21 protein-coding genes are annotated in these 19,500 nt (G+C 43.4%); 15 read left to right on the top strand and 6 right to left on the bottom strand.

Annotated elements, in window-relative coordinates; all coding sequences use genetic code 11:
* Positions 1-50: 50 nt before the first annotated feature.
* The 13 genes from KB554_RS05100 (at position 51) to KB554_RS05160 (ending at position 11,755) form a co-directional block, all read left to right on the top strand.
* Positions 51-212 (top strand): hypothetical protein, encoded by a 162-nt coding sequence (locus KB554_RS05100; protein WP_004293528.1) that lies wholly within the window; start codon positions 51-53, stop codon positions 210-212.
* Positions 209-1,414 (top strand): UDP-N-acetyl-D-mannosamine dehydrogenase, encoded by a 1,206-nt coding sequence (gene wecC / locus KB554_RS05105; protein WP_004293527.1) that lies wholly within the window; start codon positions 209-211, stop codon positions 1,412-1,414. The genes KB554_RS05100 and wecC overlap by 4 nt, the downstream gene beginning before the upstream one ends.
* Before the next feature lie 96 nt (positions 1,415-1,510).
* Entirely contained in the window at positions 1,511-2,767 is a 1,257-nt protein-coding gene (locus tag KB554_RS05110) for an oligosaccharide flippase family protein (RefSeq protein WP_004303994.1), read from the top strand.
* A gap of 73 nt (positions 2,768-2,840) precedes the next feature.
* Positions 2,841-3,992 carry an EpsG family protein gene (locus KB554_RS05115; RefSeq protein ID WP_227043624.1) on the top strand — a complete coding sequence of 384 codons (1,152 nt, stop codon included), beginning with the start codon at positions 2,841-2,843 and terminating at the stop codon, positions 3,990-3,992.
* Between the two features lie 164 nt (positions 3,993-4,156).
* A complete protein-coding gene (locus KB554_RS05120; RefSeq protein WP_017140882.1) occupies positions 4,157-5,197 on the top strand; it encodes a glycosyltransferase in 1,041 nt (346 codons plus the stop codon).
* The gene (locus KB554_RS05125; RefSeq protein ID WP_004303995.1) at positions 5,194-5,622 is read left to right on the top strand and encodes an acyltransferase; all 429 of its coding nucleotides are present in this window, start codon (positions 5,194-5,196) and stop codon (positions 5,620-5,622) included. The genes KB554_RS05120 and KB554_RS05125 overlap by 4 nt, the downstream gene beginning before the upstream one ends.
* A gap of 92 nt (positions 5,623-5,714) precedes the next feature.
* A complete protein-coding gene (locus tag KB554_RS05130) occupies positions 5,715-6,122 on the top strand; it encodes a serine acetyltransferase (protein ID WP_242116295.1) in 408 nt (135 codons plus the stop codon).
* 9 nt (positions 6,123-6,131) lie between these two features.
* Positions 6,132-7,325 carry a glycoside hydrolase family 88 protein gene (locus tag KB554_RS05135; protein ID WP_004293521.1) on the top strand — a complete coding sequence of 398 codons (1,194 nt, stop codon included), beginning with the start codon at positions 6,132-6,134 and terminating at the stop codon, positions 7,323-7,325.
* A 14-nt stretch (positions 7,326-7,339) separates the two neighbouring features.
* Complete coding sequence (locus KB554_RS05140; RefSeq protein ID WP_004293520.1) at positions 7,340-8,038, top strand: WecB/TagA/CpsF family glycosyltransferase; 699 nt, start codon at positions 7,340-7,342, stop codon at positions 8,036-8,038.
* A 4-nt stretch (positions 8,039-8,042) separates the two neighbouring features.
* A complete protein-coding gene (wecB, locus tag KB554_RS05145; protein WP_004293519.1) occupies positions 8,043-9,203 on the top strand; it encodes a UDP-N-acetylglucosamine 2-epimerase (non-hydrolyzing) in 1,161 nt (386 codons plus the stop codon).
* A gap of 36 nt (positions 9,204-9,239) precedes the next feature.
* Entirely contained in the window at positions 9,240-9,605 is a 366-nt protein-coding gene (locus KB554_RS05150; RefSeq protein WP_004293518.1) for a hypothetical protein, read from the top strand.
* A 330-nt stretch (positions 9,606-9,935) separates the two neighbouring features.
* Complete coding sequence (locus tag KB554_RS05155; RefSeq protein WP_004293517.1) at positions 9,936-11,060, top strand: AAA family ATPase; 1,125 nt, start codon at positions 9,936-9,938, stop codon at positions 11,058-11,060.
* Positions 11,057-11,755: a DUF4276 family protein gene (locus KB554_RS05160; protein WP_004293516.1), complete on the top strand. Its 699-nt coding sequence runs from the start codon at positions 11,057-11,059 to the stop codon at positions 11,753-11,755. Before KB554_RS05155 ends, KB554_RS05160 begins: the two co-directional genes overlap by 4 nt.
* 453 nt (positions 11,756-12,208) lie before the next feature.
* Here KB554_RS05160 and KB554_RS05165 read toward each other — a convergent pair whose 3' ends face one another.
* Genes KB554_RS05165 through KB554_RS05175 form a run of 3 tightly spaced genes read right to left on the bottom strand, consistent with a single transcriptional unit; the run spans position 12,209 to position 15,273 of the window.
* Complete coding sequence (locus tag KB554_RS05165; protein ID WP_004293514.1) at positions 12,209-13,228, bottom strand: hypothetical protein; 1,020 nt, start codon at positions 13,226-13,228, stop codon at positions 12,209-12,211.
* Between the two features lie 15 nt (positions 13,229-13,243).
* The gene (locus KB554_RS05170) at positions 13,244-14,833 is read right to left on the bottom strand and encodes a phage terminase large subunit (protein WP_004303996.1); all 1,590 of its coding nucleotides are present in this window, start codon (positions 14,831-14,833) and stop codon (positions 13,244-13,246) included.
* Between the two features lie 5 nt (positions 14,834-14,838).
* Positions 14,839-15,273 (bottom strand): DUF5675 family protein, encoded by a 435-nt coding sequence (locus KB554_RS05175; protein WP_004293512.1) that lies wholly within the window; start codon positions 15,271-15,273, stop codon positions 14,839-14,841.
* Positions 15,274-15,409: 136 nt separating this feature from the next.
* Between KB554_RS05175 and KB554_RS05180 the strand changes: the two genes are divergently transcribed.
* On the top strand, positions 15,410-15,691 hold the full coding sequence (locus KB554_RS05180; protein ID WP_004293511.1) for an HU family DNA-binding protein: 282 nt from the start codon (positions 15,410-15,412) through the stop codon (positions 15,689-15,691).
* Positions 15,692-15,714: 23 nt separating this feature from the next.
* Here KB554_RS05180 and KB554_RS05185 read toward each other — a convergent pair whose 3' ends face one another.
* The 3 genes from KB554_RS05185 to KB554_RS05195 form a co-directional block, all read right to left on the bottom strand.
* Positions 15,715-15,951 carry a hypothetical protein gene (locus KB554_RS05185; RefSeq protein WP_004293510.1) on the bottom strand — a complete coding sequence of 79 codons (237 nt, stop codon included), beginning with the start codon at positions 15,949-15,951 and terminating at the stop codon, positions 15,715-15,717.
* A gap of 295 nt (positions 15,952-16,246) precedes the next feature.
* The gene (locus KB554_RS05190) at positions 16,247-16,423 is read right to left on the bottom strand and encodes a histone H1 (RefSeq protein ID WP_004293509.1); all 177 of its coding nucleotides are present in this window, start codon (positions 16,421-16,423) and stop codon (positions 16,247-16,249) included.
* A 178-nt stretch (positions 16,424-16,601) separates the two neighbouring features.
* Positions 16,602-17,879, bottom strand: coding sequence for a phage integrase SAM-like domain-containing protein (locus KB554_RS05195; RefSeq protein ID WP_004293508.1), 1,278 nt, complete (start codon positions 17,877-17,879; stop codon positions 16,602-16,604).
* 276 nt (positions 17,880-18,155) lie between these two features.
* Here KB554_RS05195 and ffh point away from each other — a divergent pair, with 276 nt between their 5' ends.
* Positions 18,156-19,478 (top strand): signal recognition particle protein, encoded by a 1,323-nt coding sequence (gene ffh, locus KB554_RS05200; RefSeq protein WP_211035111.1) that lies wholly within the window; start codon positions 18,156-18,158, stop codon positions 19,476-19,478.
* The last annotated feature ends 22 nt before the right edge of the window (positions 19,479-19,500 follow it).

The raw sequence follows: 19,500 nt of genomic DNA on the forward strand, positions 1-19,500 counted from the left end.
GGCTATGGATAGCCAAGCTATAACAAAAATTCCTATTAATAAACAACAAGATGACAAGCGGAGAAAAGGCTCTTTATCATTCCATTATAGAGCAGTTAAAAGATAAGGAACTTTCCGATAGCCAAAAAGACAATTTTGTGAAAAAGCTGGATGAACTGTTCAAAAGTATGAATGACCAATCAAAAGAATTTCAATTAAACTCAATTTTATGAAAGCATGTTTTATGGGCTTGGGCTATATCGGATTGCCTACAGCCATTATCGCAGCAAAGCACGGAGTACAGGTAACGGGTGTTGACATCAACCCCAAAGTTGTAGAGCTGACCAATCAAGGTAAGCTCCACATCATTGAACCGGGGATGGAAGAAATGCTGCAAGAAGTTGTGAAAAACGGGACATTGCACGCAAGCACGAAGCCGGAGACAAGTGACGCTTACTTTATGGTTGTTCCCACCCCGTTCAAAGGTAATCATGAGCCTGATATTTCGTATGTAGAGGCGGCAACTCGTGCTGTACTTCCTTTTCTCAAGGAAGGTGACTTATATGTAATTGAAAGCACATCACCCGTTGGTACGACTGATAAAATGCGTGACTTAATTTTCGCTGAGCGTCCTGAATTGGAAGGTAAAATTTATATCGCCTATTGCCCCGAGCGTGTACTTCCGGGCAATGTGATTTATGAGTTGGTACATAACGACCGTGTCATTGGCGGTATGAACGAAGAAAGTACAACAAAAGCAATCGAGTTCTACTCGCAGTTCGTACAGGGGACGCTGCATCGGACTAATTGCAAGACCGCTGAAATGTGCAAACTGACTGAGAACAGCAGTCGTGACGTGCAGATAGCTTTTGCCAATGAACTTTCATTGATTTGCGACAAGGCAGGGATTAATGTTTGGGAACTTATCAGGCTTGCCAACAAACATCCGCGCGTAAATATCCTGCAACCTGGCTGTGGAGTCGGAGGTCATTGTATTGCTATCGATCCATATTTCATTACAGCGGATTTTCCGGTTGAAAGTCGCATAATTTCTACAGCACGCGAAATCAACAATTATAAATCGTTCTATTGTGCTGAAAAAGTAAAGAACGCCATGTTTGAATTTGAACTGAAAAATCACTGTAAGCCTGTGGTAGCAATGATGGGGTTGGCATTCAAACCGGACATTGACGATTTGCGTGAATCTCCAGCAAAATATATCACAACTAAAGTAATGCAAGGATGTAATAATGCCAACATTTTAGTGGTAGAGCCAAATGTGAAAGAACATAACGTGTTCAAGTTGACAGACTATAAAGAGGCTTATGACAAAGCCGATATTGTTGTGTTCCTTACAGCCCATACACCTTTCAAAGAACTACCGTGGAAAGATGATAAAGTGATACTTGATTTCTGTGGAATATTTAAGCAATAGAGGTAGACAATCATTAAGTTTACCAAGACTTACCCTCCCAATAAACGTACACATATACTGATTGCAGATTTACAGAAAATCTATTGCTTTAAGAAGATGACATTAAGCCAAGTTTTCAAATCAAGATTGTTGTCAAATATTTGGAATCAGTTTCTCCTTTATGGTTTCAGTAGCATTATACCAATTCTACTAATTCCATATTTGTTGAACGTTATAGGAGTAGAAAAATACGGTCTTGTAAATTTTGCCATTATATTTAGCTTTTACTTTCAGATATTCAATGAGTTCGGTTTCGATTTATCTAATGTCAGGCATGTCGTCAATAATAGAGACAATCAAGAAAAATTGGGAAGGATAGTTTCTTCTATTCTGCAATGTAAGTTTTTTCTCATACTCTGTTCTCTATTTGTTTATATTTTAGTTGTAGGGTTGATTCCTTCACTAAGGAATGAACTCACGCTTTATATATTAGCCTTTATTCGTTTGATAGGGGTTGTCATTGCTCCCTATTGGCTTTTCCGTTCAATGGAGGACATTAAATATATAACACGTATCAGCGTGCCAATAAAGCTATTATGTATATTGCCTATTTTTTTAATCGTTAAGTCTACTGATGATTATGCATTGGTGATGTTGTGCTATGCTCTTGAAACATTTGTTTCAGGTATTGTCGCTTTATTCATTGCCCAAAAAAGATACGGGATCAAACTTCAAATAGTCTCGGCACAAGAAGTGAAATTTTATCTTAAGGATAGTATTCCGTTTTTCTCATCAACTTTTTTGATGAGAGCCTATAAAACAATGAATACCTTAGTGCTTGGCTTTATTCTTGGAGATTTTGCAGTCGGATTATATACAGCTGCGGAAAAACTTCATAATGCGTATTCATCATTTGTTTCTCCGCTTTTATCTCAGATATTTTACCCATATTTCACAAGGATAAAAAATATGGGTAGAGCGACTAAGATGGTATTGCTTTTATGTATTGCCAATACAATCGCTTTAGCTTGTATATATTTCTTATCACCGTATCTTATACCGATTTTTATTAAGACTGAAACAGCAAGTATAACCACGTATTTCAACCTATTCTTGCTTTTATTGGCGATTAGTGTGCCAGCTGACATGTTCGGTTTCCCTTATTTGGGCGTACTTGGAAAAATCAATGAGGTAAATATGACAACCATTTATTCTGCAATCATATACATCATTGTTGTCCTTGTCTTGATTCTTACTCACAGTATTAGCATAGGAAGTGTTATTTGGGCTTTGATTATAGCGAACGTGGGATGTTTGGTTTTGCGCCTATATTTAGCCAATAAAGTAAGAGTTGGTAATGTTGATAAACAATAGGATATACAATATAGATACTAATTCTCGACATTGGGCTATTTCTTTAGCCTTAATTGTAATCTTGTCTGTAATAATGACATTTATTCCTTTTGTAGGACTGTGTTTGTCATTAATGTTTTTCAGACAAAGGTTTGCCCCCATTCTATTTATTATCTTTTCTTTCTATTTTGGTTGGTTTTATGAGCCACAAATGGATTTGTTGGTTCATTATGAGCATTTTCATCGTATTGCCGACAAATCATTGGTTGAGCAATGGATGGACTCTGGAACATCAAAATATGGCAAAGAAATATATCCTGTATTATTTAAATATTTCATTGGTTTAATTGCTGATAACCGGAATTTTTTCTCTGCTTGTGCGTGTGTGGTATATACTTCTCTATTTATATTTGGAGTCGTAAAACCACTCCAGCCATTATATATGCAGAAAATGTCAATTCCTGCATGGCTACTCTTCCTGGGAGTGATTTTTACTGTAGAATACTATTGGTTTCTCGGTTTTCGCTTTTGGAGCGGAGCATTTGTTTTTACTGGCTTCTATTTGAGATACCTTAATTCAGGAGCCGTTAAGTACCTTTGGTTATCTGCGTTATGTATTTGTTTTCACTATTCACTACTCGCCTTATGTGTCGCGGCTGTATTAAACCTACTCTTGCGATATAGGTTTAAAGTGTACTATTTAATTCTTATCGTATCATTCATCGTTCGCTTTGCGAAAATCGCGTTTGTCACTAATATCGCACAATTTGGCATATTTGAAAACTACGTCAAAGAGAGCGTTAGGAATCAAAATATCATACAGTCTGTTGGAAAGTATGCAGAGGAAATACGCGAGTATGGTAATCAGTTCTATTTGCTTCGTGAAACAATTGCCGTTTTCGGTGTCTTGGCTGTGATCTATATACTATATAAAAAAATAGGGAAAGAATTTTGGGAGCAGAATGTCAAATTCTGGGGGTTCTGTATTCTCCTATTGTCTTTTGCCAATTTCGGATATGTCAGTTTGACTTTTTATGATAGATTCTTCAAACTTGCCGTGCTATTCTTATATGTTTTTACATATATGTGGGTTATGGATATTCAATCCAAATTGAGTTTTAAGTCCCAGCTACTAATAACTATGGTTACAATTATACCGGTATTGTATTTCATTGTTACACCATTAGTTGAACAGAGGCACATGTTGTTCCAACTAAACTTATGGTTTAGTAATCTATGTTCATGATGAAAAATTTTGTAATCTGAATTTCTCATCGTGCTGATGTATGGTCTATGGATAGCTACCAATACGAACAACCAAAAAGGCATAACATCAGAAAACGAAAATAGATTAACCGTTGATGTTCAATGTTCTTAATTATTTTAATCATATCAATTGAAACACTAACAATGAGGGTATTAATAACTGTTCCCACTAAATCCGGATATGGAGGAGTAACTAATTATTATTTAGGGATTAAAGAGTATTGGAAAGAAAATATTGAATATTTTTATTTCGGTCGTAAGCCTTGGCGTAATATATTTTATCCATTTTTAATTATCCGTTTTATAATCCGATTGATTTGCTTTAAACCTGATATAGTACTACTTAACCCATCGCTTGGAGATAAAGCCTTAAAACGAGATTTTATATATTTAAACATTTGCCGATTTTTCAGAAAGAAAACATCCGTATTTATTCATGGTTTCAATTTCGAGTATGCTAAAAATGCAGATTGGAAATGGATAAGTGCCAATTTGAATAAGGCCTTGTGTATTTTTGTGTTATCCCAAGATTTCAAGAATGAATTGATAAGGAGGGGGATAAAATCTGATATACATCTAACTTCGACAAAAGTACCCGATTATTTTATTTCAGGTTTTGACCTTTCGATGAGACAAGGAAAAGCCGAAAACATTATGTATAGCGGGCGAATAGAAAAGGCCAAGGGTGTATATGAAACAGTCGATACATTTTCAATACTTAAGTCACAATACAAGGATCTGACATTGACCTTTGTCGGTGATGGCTCAGAACTTCCTATGTTGAAACAATATGTTGAGAATAAGAAAATAAAGGATGTCCGTTTTACTGGAGAGTTACGTGGGGAAGATTTTAAAAAGGAATACATTAACGCCGATATGTATTTGTTTCTAAGTTATACGGAAGGTATGCCAACTGTGGTTTTGGAAGCAATGATTTTCGGACTCCCTATTTTTACCAGAAAAGTGGGTGGCCTAATAGATTTCTTTGAAAATGGAAAGATGGGATATATATCAAGTTCGTTAGATCCGGCAGTTTTTGCAGAAGCAATGAAACCATATATCGAGAATCCTGCTAAAATGAGGAGTGTATCAATATATAATTCCGAATATGCGAAAACCCATTTTGTTGCATCCGTTGTTGTCCGAAAATTTGAAAATACACTAAAGAAATATATTGAGCTATGAATATTCTGAGAATCAAGAAGCTAATATTTTTACACCTCCAACATCTACCCATGAAATCAAGGGCATGGAGACCATTAGTTTGCAAATGGGGTGGAGTGCAGATAATCAGCCCCAAAAGAACGTTTATCGGTGAGGGCGTCATATTTGACACAAATTATCCACAAGATATTTTTATCGAAGAAGGTGTTCGTTTGACATCGGGGGTGAAAATAGTAACACATTTCATGAATCCTAATACTGGAAGTTACGACAGGGGGAAGGTTCATATCTGCAAAGGCGCCTATCTCGGAATGAATACTTTGGTGGTAAAACCTGTAACAATTGGAGAGCGAGCTATAATTGGAGCAGGTTCTGTTGTGACCAAAGATATACCAGCCAATGAAGTTTGGGCAGGAAATCCCGCAAAATTTATAAGAAAACGGTAGGATTAATTCATATGGACATTATATCATTCTATAGGGTAGAACGTTGGCTATTTGAACGCCATATTCCGGTTTTGCCCAAAATCGTACAACTATTGATTTTTCTCATTTTCAATTCAAAAATAACCGCTGATTCAAAAATAGGAAAAGGGTCATACTGTGTGTGCAAAGGGATTAGCACTGTCTTAATACCGGGAACAGAAATCGGAGAAAATTGCGTATTAGGATTGCGATTTTCTACTGTACGGCAGTTTCCATATAAAGAAGTTCCTTGTCTAAAGAATAATGTTTGGGTGGGACCTAATGTTATTATTGCTGGCCCTGTTGTAATAGAAGATGATGTGGTAATCGCTGGAAATTCATTTGTCAACCGAAGTGTTCCCAAAGGTGCTATTGTAGCAGGATGTCCGGCAAAGATTATTGGCTGGAGAAAGAATCTTGATTATGCGATTGAGACAAACCCAAAGTATAAAGATGGCCGTATGCCATTCTTGACAAAATGAATAACACCAATGAATGATATTGCAGATGCTTTTTATAAGCTAAAAATTTATTGTGAGACTGAACATTTCAAGGGTTGGGATCCGTATGATGGTCTCAACTCTAAAATTTTTCAGGCAATTCCGCTGCTGAAAAAGTCTGTATTGTGCAGATTGATGGTCATACAAGGTTTCAAGCGTTGCCCTTTCAATATGAGACGGATGGCTTTCGTTCCGAAAGAGTATAACGCAAAAGGTATCGGGCTGTTCTTGTCCGGATATTGCAATCTGTATAAAGTTGTGGAAAATCATCCGCAATTATCCGAAAAAATGGGAACGTTGGAGATGATAAAGGCTCGGATTGAAGAATTGGCAGAGTTGCTTATATCCTTACAATCTAAAGGCTACAGCGGTGCTTGCTGGGGGTATAACTTCGATTGGCAGGCACGCCGTCTGTTTCTTTTTCCCAAATTCACGCCCACAGTAGTTGCTACAAATTTCTGTGCCACGGCACTGATGCAGGCATATGAAATAACTAGGAACAAACACTATTTGGAGATTGCATTAAGTGCAGCGGATTTTGTAATAAAAGATTTGCATCGCACGCCGTATAATGGTGGCTTTCTCTTTTCTTATAGTCCGTTAGAGGGTAATGACACTGTGTTCAATGCTTCGCTGCTCGGTTCTCGATTGTTGAGTTATTGTTTTTATTATACACAACAGGAGGAATACAAAAGACTAGCGGAGCTATCCATTAAAGCCTGTTGTTCCGGGCAACGGGAAGACGGGGCTTGGGTATATGGAATGCTCCCCGTACAGAATTGGGTAGACAGCTTTCATACAGGATATAATTTAGATGCGCTGATCGCTTATCAAGAGTTGACAGAGGATCATGCTTTCAATGGTTACATCGAAAAAGGTTTCGACTACTATGTCAATCATTTTTTCGAAGCGGACGGAACTCCTAAATATTATGATAACCGAATGTATCCTATTGACATCCATTGTCCAGGGCAGCTATTGATAACATTGACCCGCCTACATAAGATGAAAAAATATGAGGAACTTGCCAAAAAAGTATTGCAATGGACAATCCGAAATATGCAAGATAAAAAGGGGTATTTCTACTACCAATTAAAACCTGGCATCAGTTCTAAAATCTCGTATATGCGATGGAGTAATGCATTTATGTTTAATGCAATGTCGCATTATTTACTCGCAATATAAAATTTCCAACATAAATGAATAAAGTTTCTTTAAACGGAGTCGAAATATATCCGTTCGATTCCGAACAGTCTTTGTTGTCTTTTGTAAACGATAATAAGGGCATATTAGTAGCCATAAATGCTGAGAAAATTTTACATGCTACAGATCAGACACGAGGAATTATCAATCGGAACATAGGGTATTGCGATGGAGCCGGCGCACAAATGGCTCTCAAACAAAAAGGTTTTGAAAATGCGTGTAAAATTCCCGGTTGTGAGTTGTGGCTCAAAATTGTAGCTCAATTTTATAGAGAAAAGACTTTTTATTTGATAGGTGGTAAACCTCAAATCATAGAAGAAACTGTGTCTAAACTGCGTAAAGAATATGCAGGGATTCACATTATCGGTTATCGGGATGGATATATCAAGGCAAACGAGGAACGGGAAAGACTTATAAAAGACATAACCGAAAAAAGACCTGATGTGGTATTTGTGGCTATGGGGTCTCCTAAACAGGAATTACTGATGGAAGAAATACAGCATAGACACAAAGCCATCTTTCAAGGATTAGGCGGCAGCTTCGATGTATATACTGGCCATGTGGAAAGGGCTCCTAAATGGTGGGTGAACCACAATCTTGAATTTGCCTATCGGTTGCTCAAAGAACCGAAAAGAATAAAACGGCAAATTCACTTGATAAAGTATGCCTGGTGGCTGATAACTAAAAAATTATAGAACAATGAAGAAGGTAATGCTGGTCTTCGGGACTCGTCCGGAGGCCATTAAGATGGCTCCGTTGGTGAAGGAGTTCCAAAAAAAATCAGCAGACTTTGAAACAATCGTCTGCGTGACGGGGCAGCATCGTGAAATGCTCGATCAGGTGTTGCAGATATTCGATATCAAGCCGAATTATGACTTGAACATCATGAAGCAGGGGCAAGATCTGTATGATGTAACCGCCCGTGTGCTGACCGGGATGCGTGATGTGTTGAACAAGGCGAAACCTGATGTGGTATTGGTGCACGGTGACACAACCACTTCTACTGCCGCCGCACTCGCAGCTTTCTATCAGCAGATCCCTGTAGGTCATGTAGAAGCGGGCCTGCGTACCCACAACATATACAGCCCTTGGCCGGAGGAGATGAACAGACAAATAACAGGGCGCATTGCCACCTATCACTTTTCTCCGACCGCTTTAAGCAAGAAAAATCTGTTGACGGAAGGTGTGCAGGAGGACAAGATAACCGTAACAGGGAATACGGTCATCGATGCCCTTCATATCGTTGTTGATAAAATAAAGACTGACGGAGCTCTACAACAAGAACTTGCCGGGGTGCTGGAAAAAGCGGGTTACGATACCTCACGGCTTGCTGATGGCAAGAAACTCGTTTTGATAACCGGACACCGACGTGAAAATTTCGGAGACGGATTCATCAGCATGTGCACAGCCATTAAGGATCTGACGGCAAAATATCCATATGTGGACTTTGTCTATCCGATGCACTTGAACCCCAATGTCCGCAAACCTATCCATGAAGTATTCGGGGAGAATTTGAATAGTTTGGGAAATATGTTCTTTATCGAACCATTGGAATATCTGAGTTTCGTGTTCCTGATGGAAAAAGTGACCCTTGTCCTTACCGACAGCGGTGGTATTCAGGAAGAGGCTCCGGGGTTAGGCAAACCGGTACTGGTGATGCGTGACACCACCGAACGTCCGGAGGCGTTGGATGCAGGAACGGTAAAATTGGTAGGAACCGATTATAACAAAATTGTCTCCGAGGTATCGATTTTATTGGATGATGCATCTGCTTATGAGCAAATGAGTAAAGCCATTAATCCTTACGGTGACGGAAAAGCGTGTATGCGTATAACGCAAACACTTAATGTTCGGTTGTAACTTTTGTATTTTCTTGACACATTCACCAGAAGAAATATGTTAGTACCGAAGGTGAATGTCGTATTGCAGGCGGACAAAGACATCGGCAGCATAACAGAGGCAGACATTTGGCTCAATTGTATGGACGGCAACGGTAACTTCTTGTCTGTGGCTGCGGAAGACCATACCGGCGACGGACATTACATTGCCACCTTGCCGTTAGACTACAGCCCGGTAGAGCCTTTCATCCAAGTTCACTTGAATGAAATGGTCTATGATTACCTGTCCATTCCGAATTTCAAAGCGGGACAGGAATGTCAAATCTCGCTTATACTCGGTACGGACGGGCTTCGCACACCGGGAATAGGAGCTGAAATCGACGACTGGGAAGTTGTGGAAGGAGATGTCACATTCGTAAAATGACAAAATATAATAAATGACGCCTGCTGGTTTTGTTATCATTGGCAGGCGTTTCACTTTTTATCCCTCATTCAGGAATCCCGGCATTTACCGAGTGTTCCGCTTGTTCTGCACGTCTTTTTCCCATTTCGATGTGAAGGATTTACCACAAAGGGCTTGGAGAAGAAGAAACACATAGCAGAACTGAAAATCCGACCTAGCTAAAAAGAAAAACAGATTTCTTATTTATGCCTTCAGACTCCGGACAAATTAACTCTATAGTTTTTTGAGCATTCCTTCGTTCGTATTGGGATTTATGGTTATTTTTGTAATTCAATCAATAATATGACGATAATGGCAAAGACATACCAAAGGACTAAATTACAAGAAGTCACGATCAGAGGATATAAATCCATAGCCTATGACAGACCTGTGACCTTGAAGCTGGGTGATGTCAGCATCTTGTTGGGTGCCAACGGTGCAGGCAAGAGCAATATCATCAGTTTTTTCCGGATGCTGAGCTACATGATGAGCAAGTCATTCGGGAGATATGTGGAAATATCGGGCACGTCTCATGCCTTGCTGCATTACGGCATTAAACGGACACCGGTCATGTCCGGAGAACTGAAGTTTGCCGACAGCAATTCCATGGATGTTTATGGCTTTTCATTGGCCAATGCCACTCCCGACAGGCTGATTATCACGGAAGAGCGGATTACATGGCATCGCAAGGGGGAGAAAAAGCCCTATGAGATAGCACTGGAACCGAATTTCAAGGAGTCCGCTCTCGCAGAGTGTGAGGATCCGGTTGCCAAAACTATTTTCCAGATGCTTTCTTACTGCAAGGTATATCAGTTTCACGATTCATCGACAGAGGGGCCGCTACGTCAGGCTTGTCCCGTCGAGACGGCCAATTACCTCCAGTCGCACGGAAACAATCTGCCTTCTTTCCTGCTGTTCCTGCGGGAGAACTACAAGGATGCCTACAACCGGATTGTTGACTATGTCCGTGACGTAGTTCCCCAGTTCCAGGACTTCTATCTGGAGCCCGTGGGTGGTATCATTTCTCTCCGGTGGATAGATAATTCTGCCACGGACTATCGTTTCAATGCCTACCAGTTCTCCGACGGATCTATCCGTTTCATTGCCCTGGCCGCCTTGCTTCTGCAGCCTGCCCAGACAATGCCCAACGTCATCATTTTGGATGAACCGGAACTTGGCTTGCATCCCTATGCCATCAGCCAGCTGGCAGAAATGATTAAGGATGCGTCCATACACGCACAGGTCATTATTGCCACGCAGAGCAAGGATTTGGTCGATCATTTCGACATCGGCGATATCTCTGTGGTGGAAATGAACAAGGAAACGCAGGCAACCTCTGTCACTCACCTTGACGCCAAAGAATATCATCTTTGGCTTCAGAACTATACGGTGAGCGAACTTTGGGACAAAAACATCATAGGAGGACGTCCCGTATGAAAGCGAAGATTATTCATGTCCTTTGTGAGGGACAGACGGAACAGGGATTTGTGGAGGAAGTGTTGCGTCCCTACCTGCAAGCGCAAGGTGTGGCAGGTGTAAAAAGCATCCTGATTACCACTAACAAGAAAAAGAATGCCCGTGGTGGAATGCTGAGCTATGCTCAGGCGGTGACAGACCTAGAACTGTTGCGGAAAATGAAGATGGACGGCGAATACGAACGTCATGTTTTCACAACGATGTTCGACCTCTACGCATTGCCGGATGATTTTCCCGGTTATGAAGCAGCCAAAGCAATCGGTGAGCCTTACGCCCGTGTCGCAGCATTGGAAACGGCGTTTGCTGAAGCAATCAACGATAGTCGTTTCATTCCCTATATTCAGCTGCATGAATTTGAAGCTCTGCTCTTTTGCGGTATTGACTATCTGGCAAAGCGTTACCCCGGTTGTGAGAAACGCTGCGAACAGCTGAAAAAAGACCTGGAGAAAACCAGCAACCCCGAGCTGATAAACAATAGTCCGGAAACGGCTCCGAGCAAACGTATTATCAAGGCGATAGAAGGAGACAAAAAACAGCATTACAACTACAATAAGCCGGCTACCGGCAAAGATGTTACCAAAAGTGTCGGCATGGATGAACTTCGTGCCCGGTGCAGTCACTTCAATGAATGGATAGAAAAGTTGATAGACTGCTGATTCTGTAATCAGATAATATCAAGGTTCTGACAGACAGGTTCGAGTGTTTATCTCAAAAATGGAAGAGATGGGGATTATACAGAAAGAGGGTGTAGGAAGAAATACTCGCTATATAAAGACTGCGAGTTTCCCATCTTTTAATTGAGAAGACAATTTTTGCTCTGTCCAAAAAACAAGTTTTTGGTCAAAAAACAGCACAAATAACTGATTATCAATTATTCTTTCAATGCCCGAAAATCTGTTTTTTTGTACGAAAGAGTTCTTTCACTTTTCTATCCCTCATTCCGGAATTCCGGCATTTACCAGATATTACTAATTAAAAAATTTAGATAAGTAACGAGATGCTAGATTTGATTAGTTGCTCGTAAGGTATAAGGCATCGACATTCTTCTGTTATTTAGTCAGTTGAAAAAATGTAACAATTATTTCTCTGATACCTAATACTTTTTCTATTTACACCATCCACGGATTCTTATACGGATCATAATCCGTCTGGAAAGTAGCCAGTTGCCAGTCGGTGACAGGTTTCTTCGAGTCATCGACTTTGCGGGGAATCTGCGGATTAAGCCGTAGTTTGGCGGCATCATTGAGCCATTTCATGCTATCCTCGTAATCGCGCATGCGGACAACACTGACATTATTCGGAGCAATGAGTTTCGTGAGTTCGTAGATGGCCAGCCGGACCATGTGCTTCTTGAGATTGTAGTTGCGGGGGTCATGCAACGAGAGGTTCTGCCCGACTTGCGGTGTGTCCGCGTTCACATCCGTTTCCGGGTAAAATACCCGTCCGTCATAAACGACATATTCGTGTTCCGACAACTCATAGGCATTGTATGATGAATCGTAATCGGCTATGGCTCCCCAGCAGTCGGAAACCATCGGGTCAAGATTGTAATCGAAACCTTCAAGCGTCATCAAAGTATAGAATGCTCCTTCATACTCGACGACTGCCCACAGAGGATACTCGACAGGCTGCCATAACGAGGCTTCCGCCTCGATCCAACCGCCGACCAACGGGATACGGACATCATCGAACTTGTACCCGTTTTCATTAAGACAAGTATAAACAATGCCGTTATAATTCACTTTATCTCCCGGATAATAGGTGTTGAACTGGGAATAATTTACAACTTGTCCCGCATCGACACGGATATCAGAACTCTCTTCCCAATAGACAACCGTTGCCGGCTTGCGATAGCCGCTGACGGAGCGTATCACCTCATGGATTTGTCCCTCGAAATAGACATGCACACCCACGGGATAGGTAATCCGACGGTCGTATTCGGCGATATATTTTCCTTTTGCAAGTTCCTTTTCAATCTCGTAGTTCTCCGACAAATATTCCACGATACTCATCTCCGTCGATTCTTCCGCCTGGATGAATCGTGCATCATTGCCCCGCGTGAGTTGTGCCAGGGCTTCCGGAGTAATTATCCCAAGATAGTCGTCATTATTGAGAAACCGTCTGTACATATCCTTGTTCCGTTATTAGTATGAAAATCCTTCCTGAATTACCGATGTGGATACCACATACCCGTTCCCGTCGCCTCCGCTCTTGAACTTGTACCAGCTGTCACGCAGGTAGTAACAGAGCAGGTAGTCAAGGCAGTCGGACAAGTGCCCGTACCGTTCATATTTGACACCGGTTTTCGGGTCGGTGGTCTTCTGTTTGCTCTTGGTACCGTCCTCGTTACGAAGCTGGTAAATCAGATCCTGGGTAAGTTTGCGACATTTGATATCGATTTGTATCTCCCAGCCTTCATAGCCCCCGAATACCTCGTTGACGAACTCGCACCGTGTAGCCTGCGGAGGCTGCTTGCGTAATAGCTTTACCTTCGGTCGCAGGATTCCTCTGCCGAAAGTGTCCGTGATGATGGTATAGTTGTTGATGCCGTCCTCGTTGGTGGTGGAGCGTTGTAACCCGGAAGGGTCACCGGTCACATCCACTCCGCCGATATGCTTGTCCCGGTAAAGTTTTAAGCGTACTTTCCGTGCCAACGCAGGTGTGTTGTTCTCCTTTTCCTCCGGCTTGCCGAGTATCTCTTCCAGTATATAGACCTTCCTGTTTTCATAGTCTATTTGTGCGGAGAGCACCGACATTTGGGGGGCAACATTGAAGTCCCACACCGTGATGAGCGGCTTGGTCGGATCGTATGCTTTTTCTTTCAGTCCGGTAACGAGATGCCGGGAGCCGTCGAAACTGTTATAAATCGCCATATCGTTGGCTTCCACGAAATCCCAGTTGCCATAGAGCAGGCGTTCCTTTGTCGCCTGATCCCGGATCTTGTTCAGGGCCGCCTCGTACACCTGACGGAAAGCGATATTCGGGTTGTCAAACACGGAAAAAGGTATATACGCTTCACCCTCGCGGCAGATGACCTTGTCTCCGTTTTCGTCCTGCACGAAGCGGGAACGCACCCAGTTAATCGTCGGATTGGTGGTGAGCAGCATTCTCGGAGTCTTGAATGTCTCATGGGTTCTCCAGCGGAGACGGGAGAACAGCACTTCGACGGCCCGTTCCGAGATTTCCGACACCTCGTCCACCATGGCGATGGTGTATTCCGAAGAGCCGAAACGCTCGAAGTTGGGGTCGCTGGGGATATCCGCCATCTCCTTCATGATGATGACCGAGTCATTCCAGAATGTGAGCGTGCCTTCGAGGTTGTTTATCTTGTAGTTTGTATCCTCTTTCAGTCCCCAATCCTTCAGAATCGACTTGATGGTATTCCATGTCGATTCCTTCAACGACTTGAGTGTCTTACGGGCCACCACCGCACGGATATTCTCGAACCGGATACATGAAGACACCAGCCAAACGCTGCCGATATACGATTTTCCGCCGCCGGCCGCTCCGCCTCCCAGTATCAGCTGCGGCAGGTTCTGCGACTTGCAATGCCTGCATTGGGGCCTGTACTGAGGGTTGCCTTGCTGGTCATAGCCGATAAGGATTTGCTCGATCTCCCCGCCACAATGGGGACAATAGTTCGGTTGCAACAGTTTCCAGAGTTCATACTGCCGTGGGGACGGTTTGAACTCGATGCGCAGGTTTCTGGGTGGTTTGAGCCTGTTGACCGCCATTAGATTTATACAATCTGAATGGTTATGTCCCTTTCGGACTCGAGTATAGCATACAGTTTTTGGAATGTAGTACGGGATTCCAAAACTTTTCCCTTGACCGTATTCTTTCCCACGATGATACAGCCGGCGGAATCGACTTCGGTATTGCCGGAATGGATCAGGATGCCGAGGAAATGCGGCACATCATGCAGATATGGCATTTTCTTCTTGTACCTGGGACTGTACTGAAGAGTGACTTTATAAGTCCCGGCAGGAATGGCAGTCTTGGCATAGACCTTTTCCTTGCAGGTACAGGAACGGCCGCGAGGAGTATCCGGACAGGTTGCCGGAAGTTCCCTCACGGCATCTTCGATGGTATTACAGAAAAATTTGCCGTCGATGGACAGGTCACCTATGGTATAGGTCTGACCTTTGAATTTGCGGTTGAGTGTCAGCTTCATACTTCGATACTATTTGTATCGAAAGAGTAGAGACGGACGCCGGCTAATGTTTATTATATGTGTTTGTAAAAGGAGGATATTTCAGGAAATGATGTATCTTTGTGAACGGATTGACAGTATTTAATCAAGAGTTAATATGACAAAAGCGGATATCGTCAGGGAAATAGCAACGCAGACCGGTCTGGAGAAGCAGGTCGTGTTACAAGTTGTCGAAGGATTCATGGATAGCGTAAAGTCTTCCATGATAAACGGCGAGGAGGTTTATCTTCGCGGCTTCGGCAGTTTCATCATCAAGCACCGTGCGGAAAAGACAGCACGCAACATAAGCAGGAATACCACGGTGATAGTGCCTGCCCACAATATCCCGGCATTCAAGCCGTCAAAAGCCTTTGCAGGAAGGATGAAATCAGACAAATAAGGTGATTATATGCAACAGGAGCGTTATTCAGATGATCCTGTTACTTTATACAGGGCAACGAGGTTGGCATTGTCCGATTGGAACAGGAAACGGCCGTTGCTTAAAAGGCATTCGTGGATGGTGTTGTCATTAGGATCCGACTCCAATAAAGCCCCCGCCTTGTTTTCATCGATAAGAAGCATTTCTATGCCTTGTACGGTGGCGGCAGTTGCATCAGCAGGAATTTTCAAAAGTTCATCCATCAGATTCATGTCGTTCATAATATCTCCGTATTTGGCTTGAGTCCCGTCAAGCATTCAATGTACCAAGACCAAAAAGCGTGGGACATAACCCGTAGCACCGAGGTTCTGGTAAACCTATCCGCAAACAAGTTAAGCCCACGCAAAAGCATAGGCGAAAACTGTTTGTCCTGCGGATAAGTGAAATTTACCAGATTTCGGTGCATGACAAAAGCTAACGCTTTCCGTATTTTATTATGTCGTTCTGCCAATATGGTTTTTATGCCGCATCTGCAGAAGAACCGGCATTATGTGATAACGACCGGACGTGTAAAGGCTATTTCTTGGATTCTTCCAAGGAAACCTTACGAAACTCTTTCATCAGTTTTTCCAATTCCAACGAAGTCTTGCGGGCACGGGTACCTGCGGCCTTGTTGCCTTTTTCAATCTGAAGTGCCGCATCCGTGGAGAATGTAGCATATACTTCCTGTATCTTTGAAACCAACTCTTTCATATAAATATTATTTAAGTTATTGACTACAAAGGTAGTGAAAATAATCAAGAATAAGAGCGATTCTGTCAATATAATAAATATCACATTGGTAATCAATGACTTTTAACAGCCATTATACCGTATGATTTATCCATCAGAGAAATTGTCAAGGTGTTTACAACTTTATGGATATGTCTGGTCAGAACATTTCTTCCATCTGCCGCTTGATTTCTTCCCGCTTTGTATTCTTGTAGTAATGCTTATAGATGGTCAATGGGCTGTTACCAGCCATCTCTGCAACCACATACGGATTATTACCGGCATCTACCATCTTCGATATGAAAGAGCCACGGGCGGAATACCATGTGATGTTTTCTTTAATGCGCAACATCTTGCATGCTTTCGTCAAGGTTTGTGAAAGGCGTGTGGAAATTTGCTTGACACGTGTAGTCTTCTTGGAAGTGGTCGTGTGTTTATGAGTAAAAACAGGAAATACATAATTTCCATAACTTTGCCCACGGTATTTATTCATGATGGCTTTTGCTTTACTGAGTAATTCCGGTTTGGCTGTTTTGGGAAACTTGATACGTTCATAGACGATGCGGTCTTCCTGGACCAAATCCCATGTCAGGTTACATACATCGACATTCGCCATACCTCCGGTATAGTAGCTGAACAGGAACAAATCAAGATGCAACTGCTCTTTTTTCGTAAACAAGGTACGGTCAACATTTGCGATTTTAGCTATGACTGTTTCCGGAACTGCTCTTGAAGTGGTTTCCGGCCAATTAATATCATCACCGAGACAGAGGAAGTTATCCATATTCACCCCGTACATCTCTTTCTTTTCTGCCTGCCTGCATACGGCACGGAGCAACCTTAGTTTGTGTGTAAGTCCGGCCTTGTTGCCATTTCTGATACCTCTTTCTTTAAGCCAAAACGCAAAGTCAAGAAGAAACTCTTCTGTAATATCCGTAAAGAAATAAGAGGAAAAGGCTTTTTCATATTTTTCCTTTGTAAACGCCTGCAGTTCACGCTTGAGATAGACATACCGTTTAGCATTGGTCGTGCTGTCGACAATCTGACCGTTCTTGATGCGTTTCTTGTTTTTGAATGTCTCTTCAAGATAATCGATCATCTGCTGGACACTCTTTACTTTGACCTCGGGTTTGGCCGCCTTGATTTCATCGAAGCAATGTGATAGCTGGACGGGCGACCAGTTCCTGCCTTCCATCTCCCAGGTATCGGCGACATGCAGATATTTGGTTCGCAAATCGAAAAGCAGTTTGTTCTTGGTAGTGGCCTCCGCACTCCCTACACGGAAACTCTGAGACTTGACATCCCAGTCTTTTAATAGCCCTGTGATGTTTATAACCTTCGGCACACGGGCGTAACCGGTCTTGAAGAAAATTATCTCCAGCTTGACCATCTTGGTGTCTTTCGGGTTCTGCTTACCCCTGATGTTAATCGTGTACATAGACTGATAACGAGTTAGTTAATGACTTATTATTAATTCGCATTAGTAGGAATCAATTGGTATTAATTAACCTACATAGAAACCTACATGAAAAGAGTAGTTTCCTTAGCGAAATAATGTTTATACGGATAAATCCGTACTTGTGTCATTTACTAACTCGTTATCAATCAACTATTTTCCCTAATCACAAAAGTTGTGTCCGAAAAAAGGGTGTGCCAAAAGGTAATTCCGCCTTTTTTCGTATCTTTGCGCTCCGGAACAAGCAATCGACACCCTATGTTTGAAAACTTAACCGACAAACTCGAACGGTCGTTCAAAATACTCAAGGGCGAGGGCCGCATCACGGAGATCAACGTCGCGGAGACGCTCAAGGAGATCCGCCGCGCGCTCATCGACGCCGACGTCAATTACAAGGTCGCCAAGACCTTCACCGACGAGGTGAAGCAGAAGGCGCTGGGCCAGGACGTGCTCAAGGCCGTCAAGCCGGGCCAGATGATGACCAAGATCGTGCGCGACTCGCTGGCCGAACTCATGGGCGGCACGGCCTCGGACATCCGGCTCGACGGCACGCCGGCCGTGGTGCTCATCGCGGGTCTGCAAGGTTCCGGCAAGACGACCTTCTCGGGCAAACTGGCTTCGTTCATCAAAAGCAAGAAGGGCCGGCAGGTGCTGCTGGTGGCCGGCGACATCTACCGCCCGGCGGCCATCGACCAGCTCAAGGTGCTCGGCAGCCAGATCGGCGTGGAGGTCTATACCGAGGAGGGCAACCGCAATCCGGTGGAGATCGCCGAGAATGCGATCCATTACGCCCGGCAGAAGGCCTTCAACGTCGTAATCGTCGATACGGCGGGCCGTCTGGCCGTGGACGAGGCGATGATGCAGGAGATCACGGCCATCAAGGCCGCGGTGAAACCCTCGGAGACGCTCTTCGTCGTGGATGCCATGACGGGTCAGGACGCCGTGAACACGGCCCGGGAGTTCAACGACCGGCTCGATTTCGACGGCGTGGTGCTCACCAAGCTCGACGGCGACACGCGCGGCGGTGCGGCGATCTCGATCCGTTCGGTGGTGGACAAACCGCTCAAATTCATATCCAACGGCGAGAAGATGGACGCCCTGCAGGTGTTCCACCCGGAGCGCATGGCCGACCGTATCCTCGGCATGGGCGACGTCGTGTCGCTCGTGGAACGCGCCCAGGAGCAGTTCGACGAGGAGGAGGCCCGCCGCCTGAAGAAGAAACTCGTCAAGAACCAGTTCAACTTCAACGATTTCATCGCCCAGATACAGCAGATCAAGAAGATGGGCAACCTGAAGGACCTCGCCTCGATGATCCCCGGCATGGGCAAGATGCTCAAGAACGTGGACATTCCGGACGACGTCTTCAAGCAGACCGAGGCGATCATCTCGTCGATGACCCCCGCCGAACGCGAACACCCCGAGATCATCAACGCACGACGGCGGGAGCGCATCGCCAAAGGCTCCGGGACGACGATGGCCGACGTGAACCGACTGATGAAGCAGTTCGAGGACACGCGCAAGATGATGAAGGCCGTGGCGGGCGGCAACATGAAGATGCCCAGAATACCGGGCCGGCGATAGCACCCGGCCCGACGCACGAATC

The organism is Alistipes sp. Marseille-P2263 (genome assembly GCF_018101075.1).
In the GTDB taxonomy this organism is placed as follows: Bacteria; Bacteroidota; Bacteroidia; order Bacteroidales; family Rikenellaceae; genus Alistipes; species Alistipes dispar.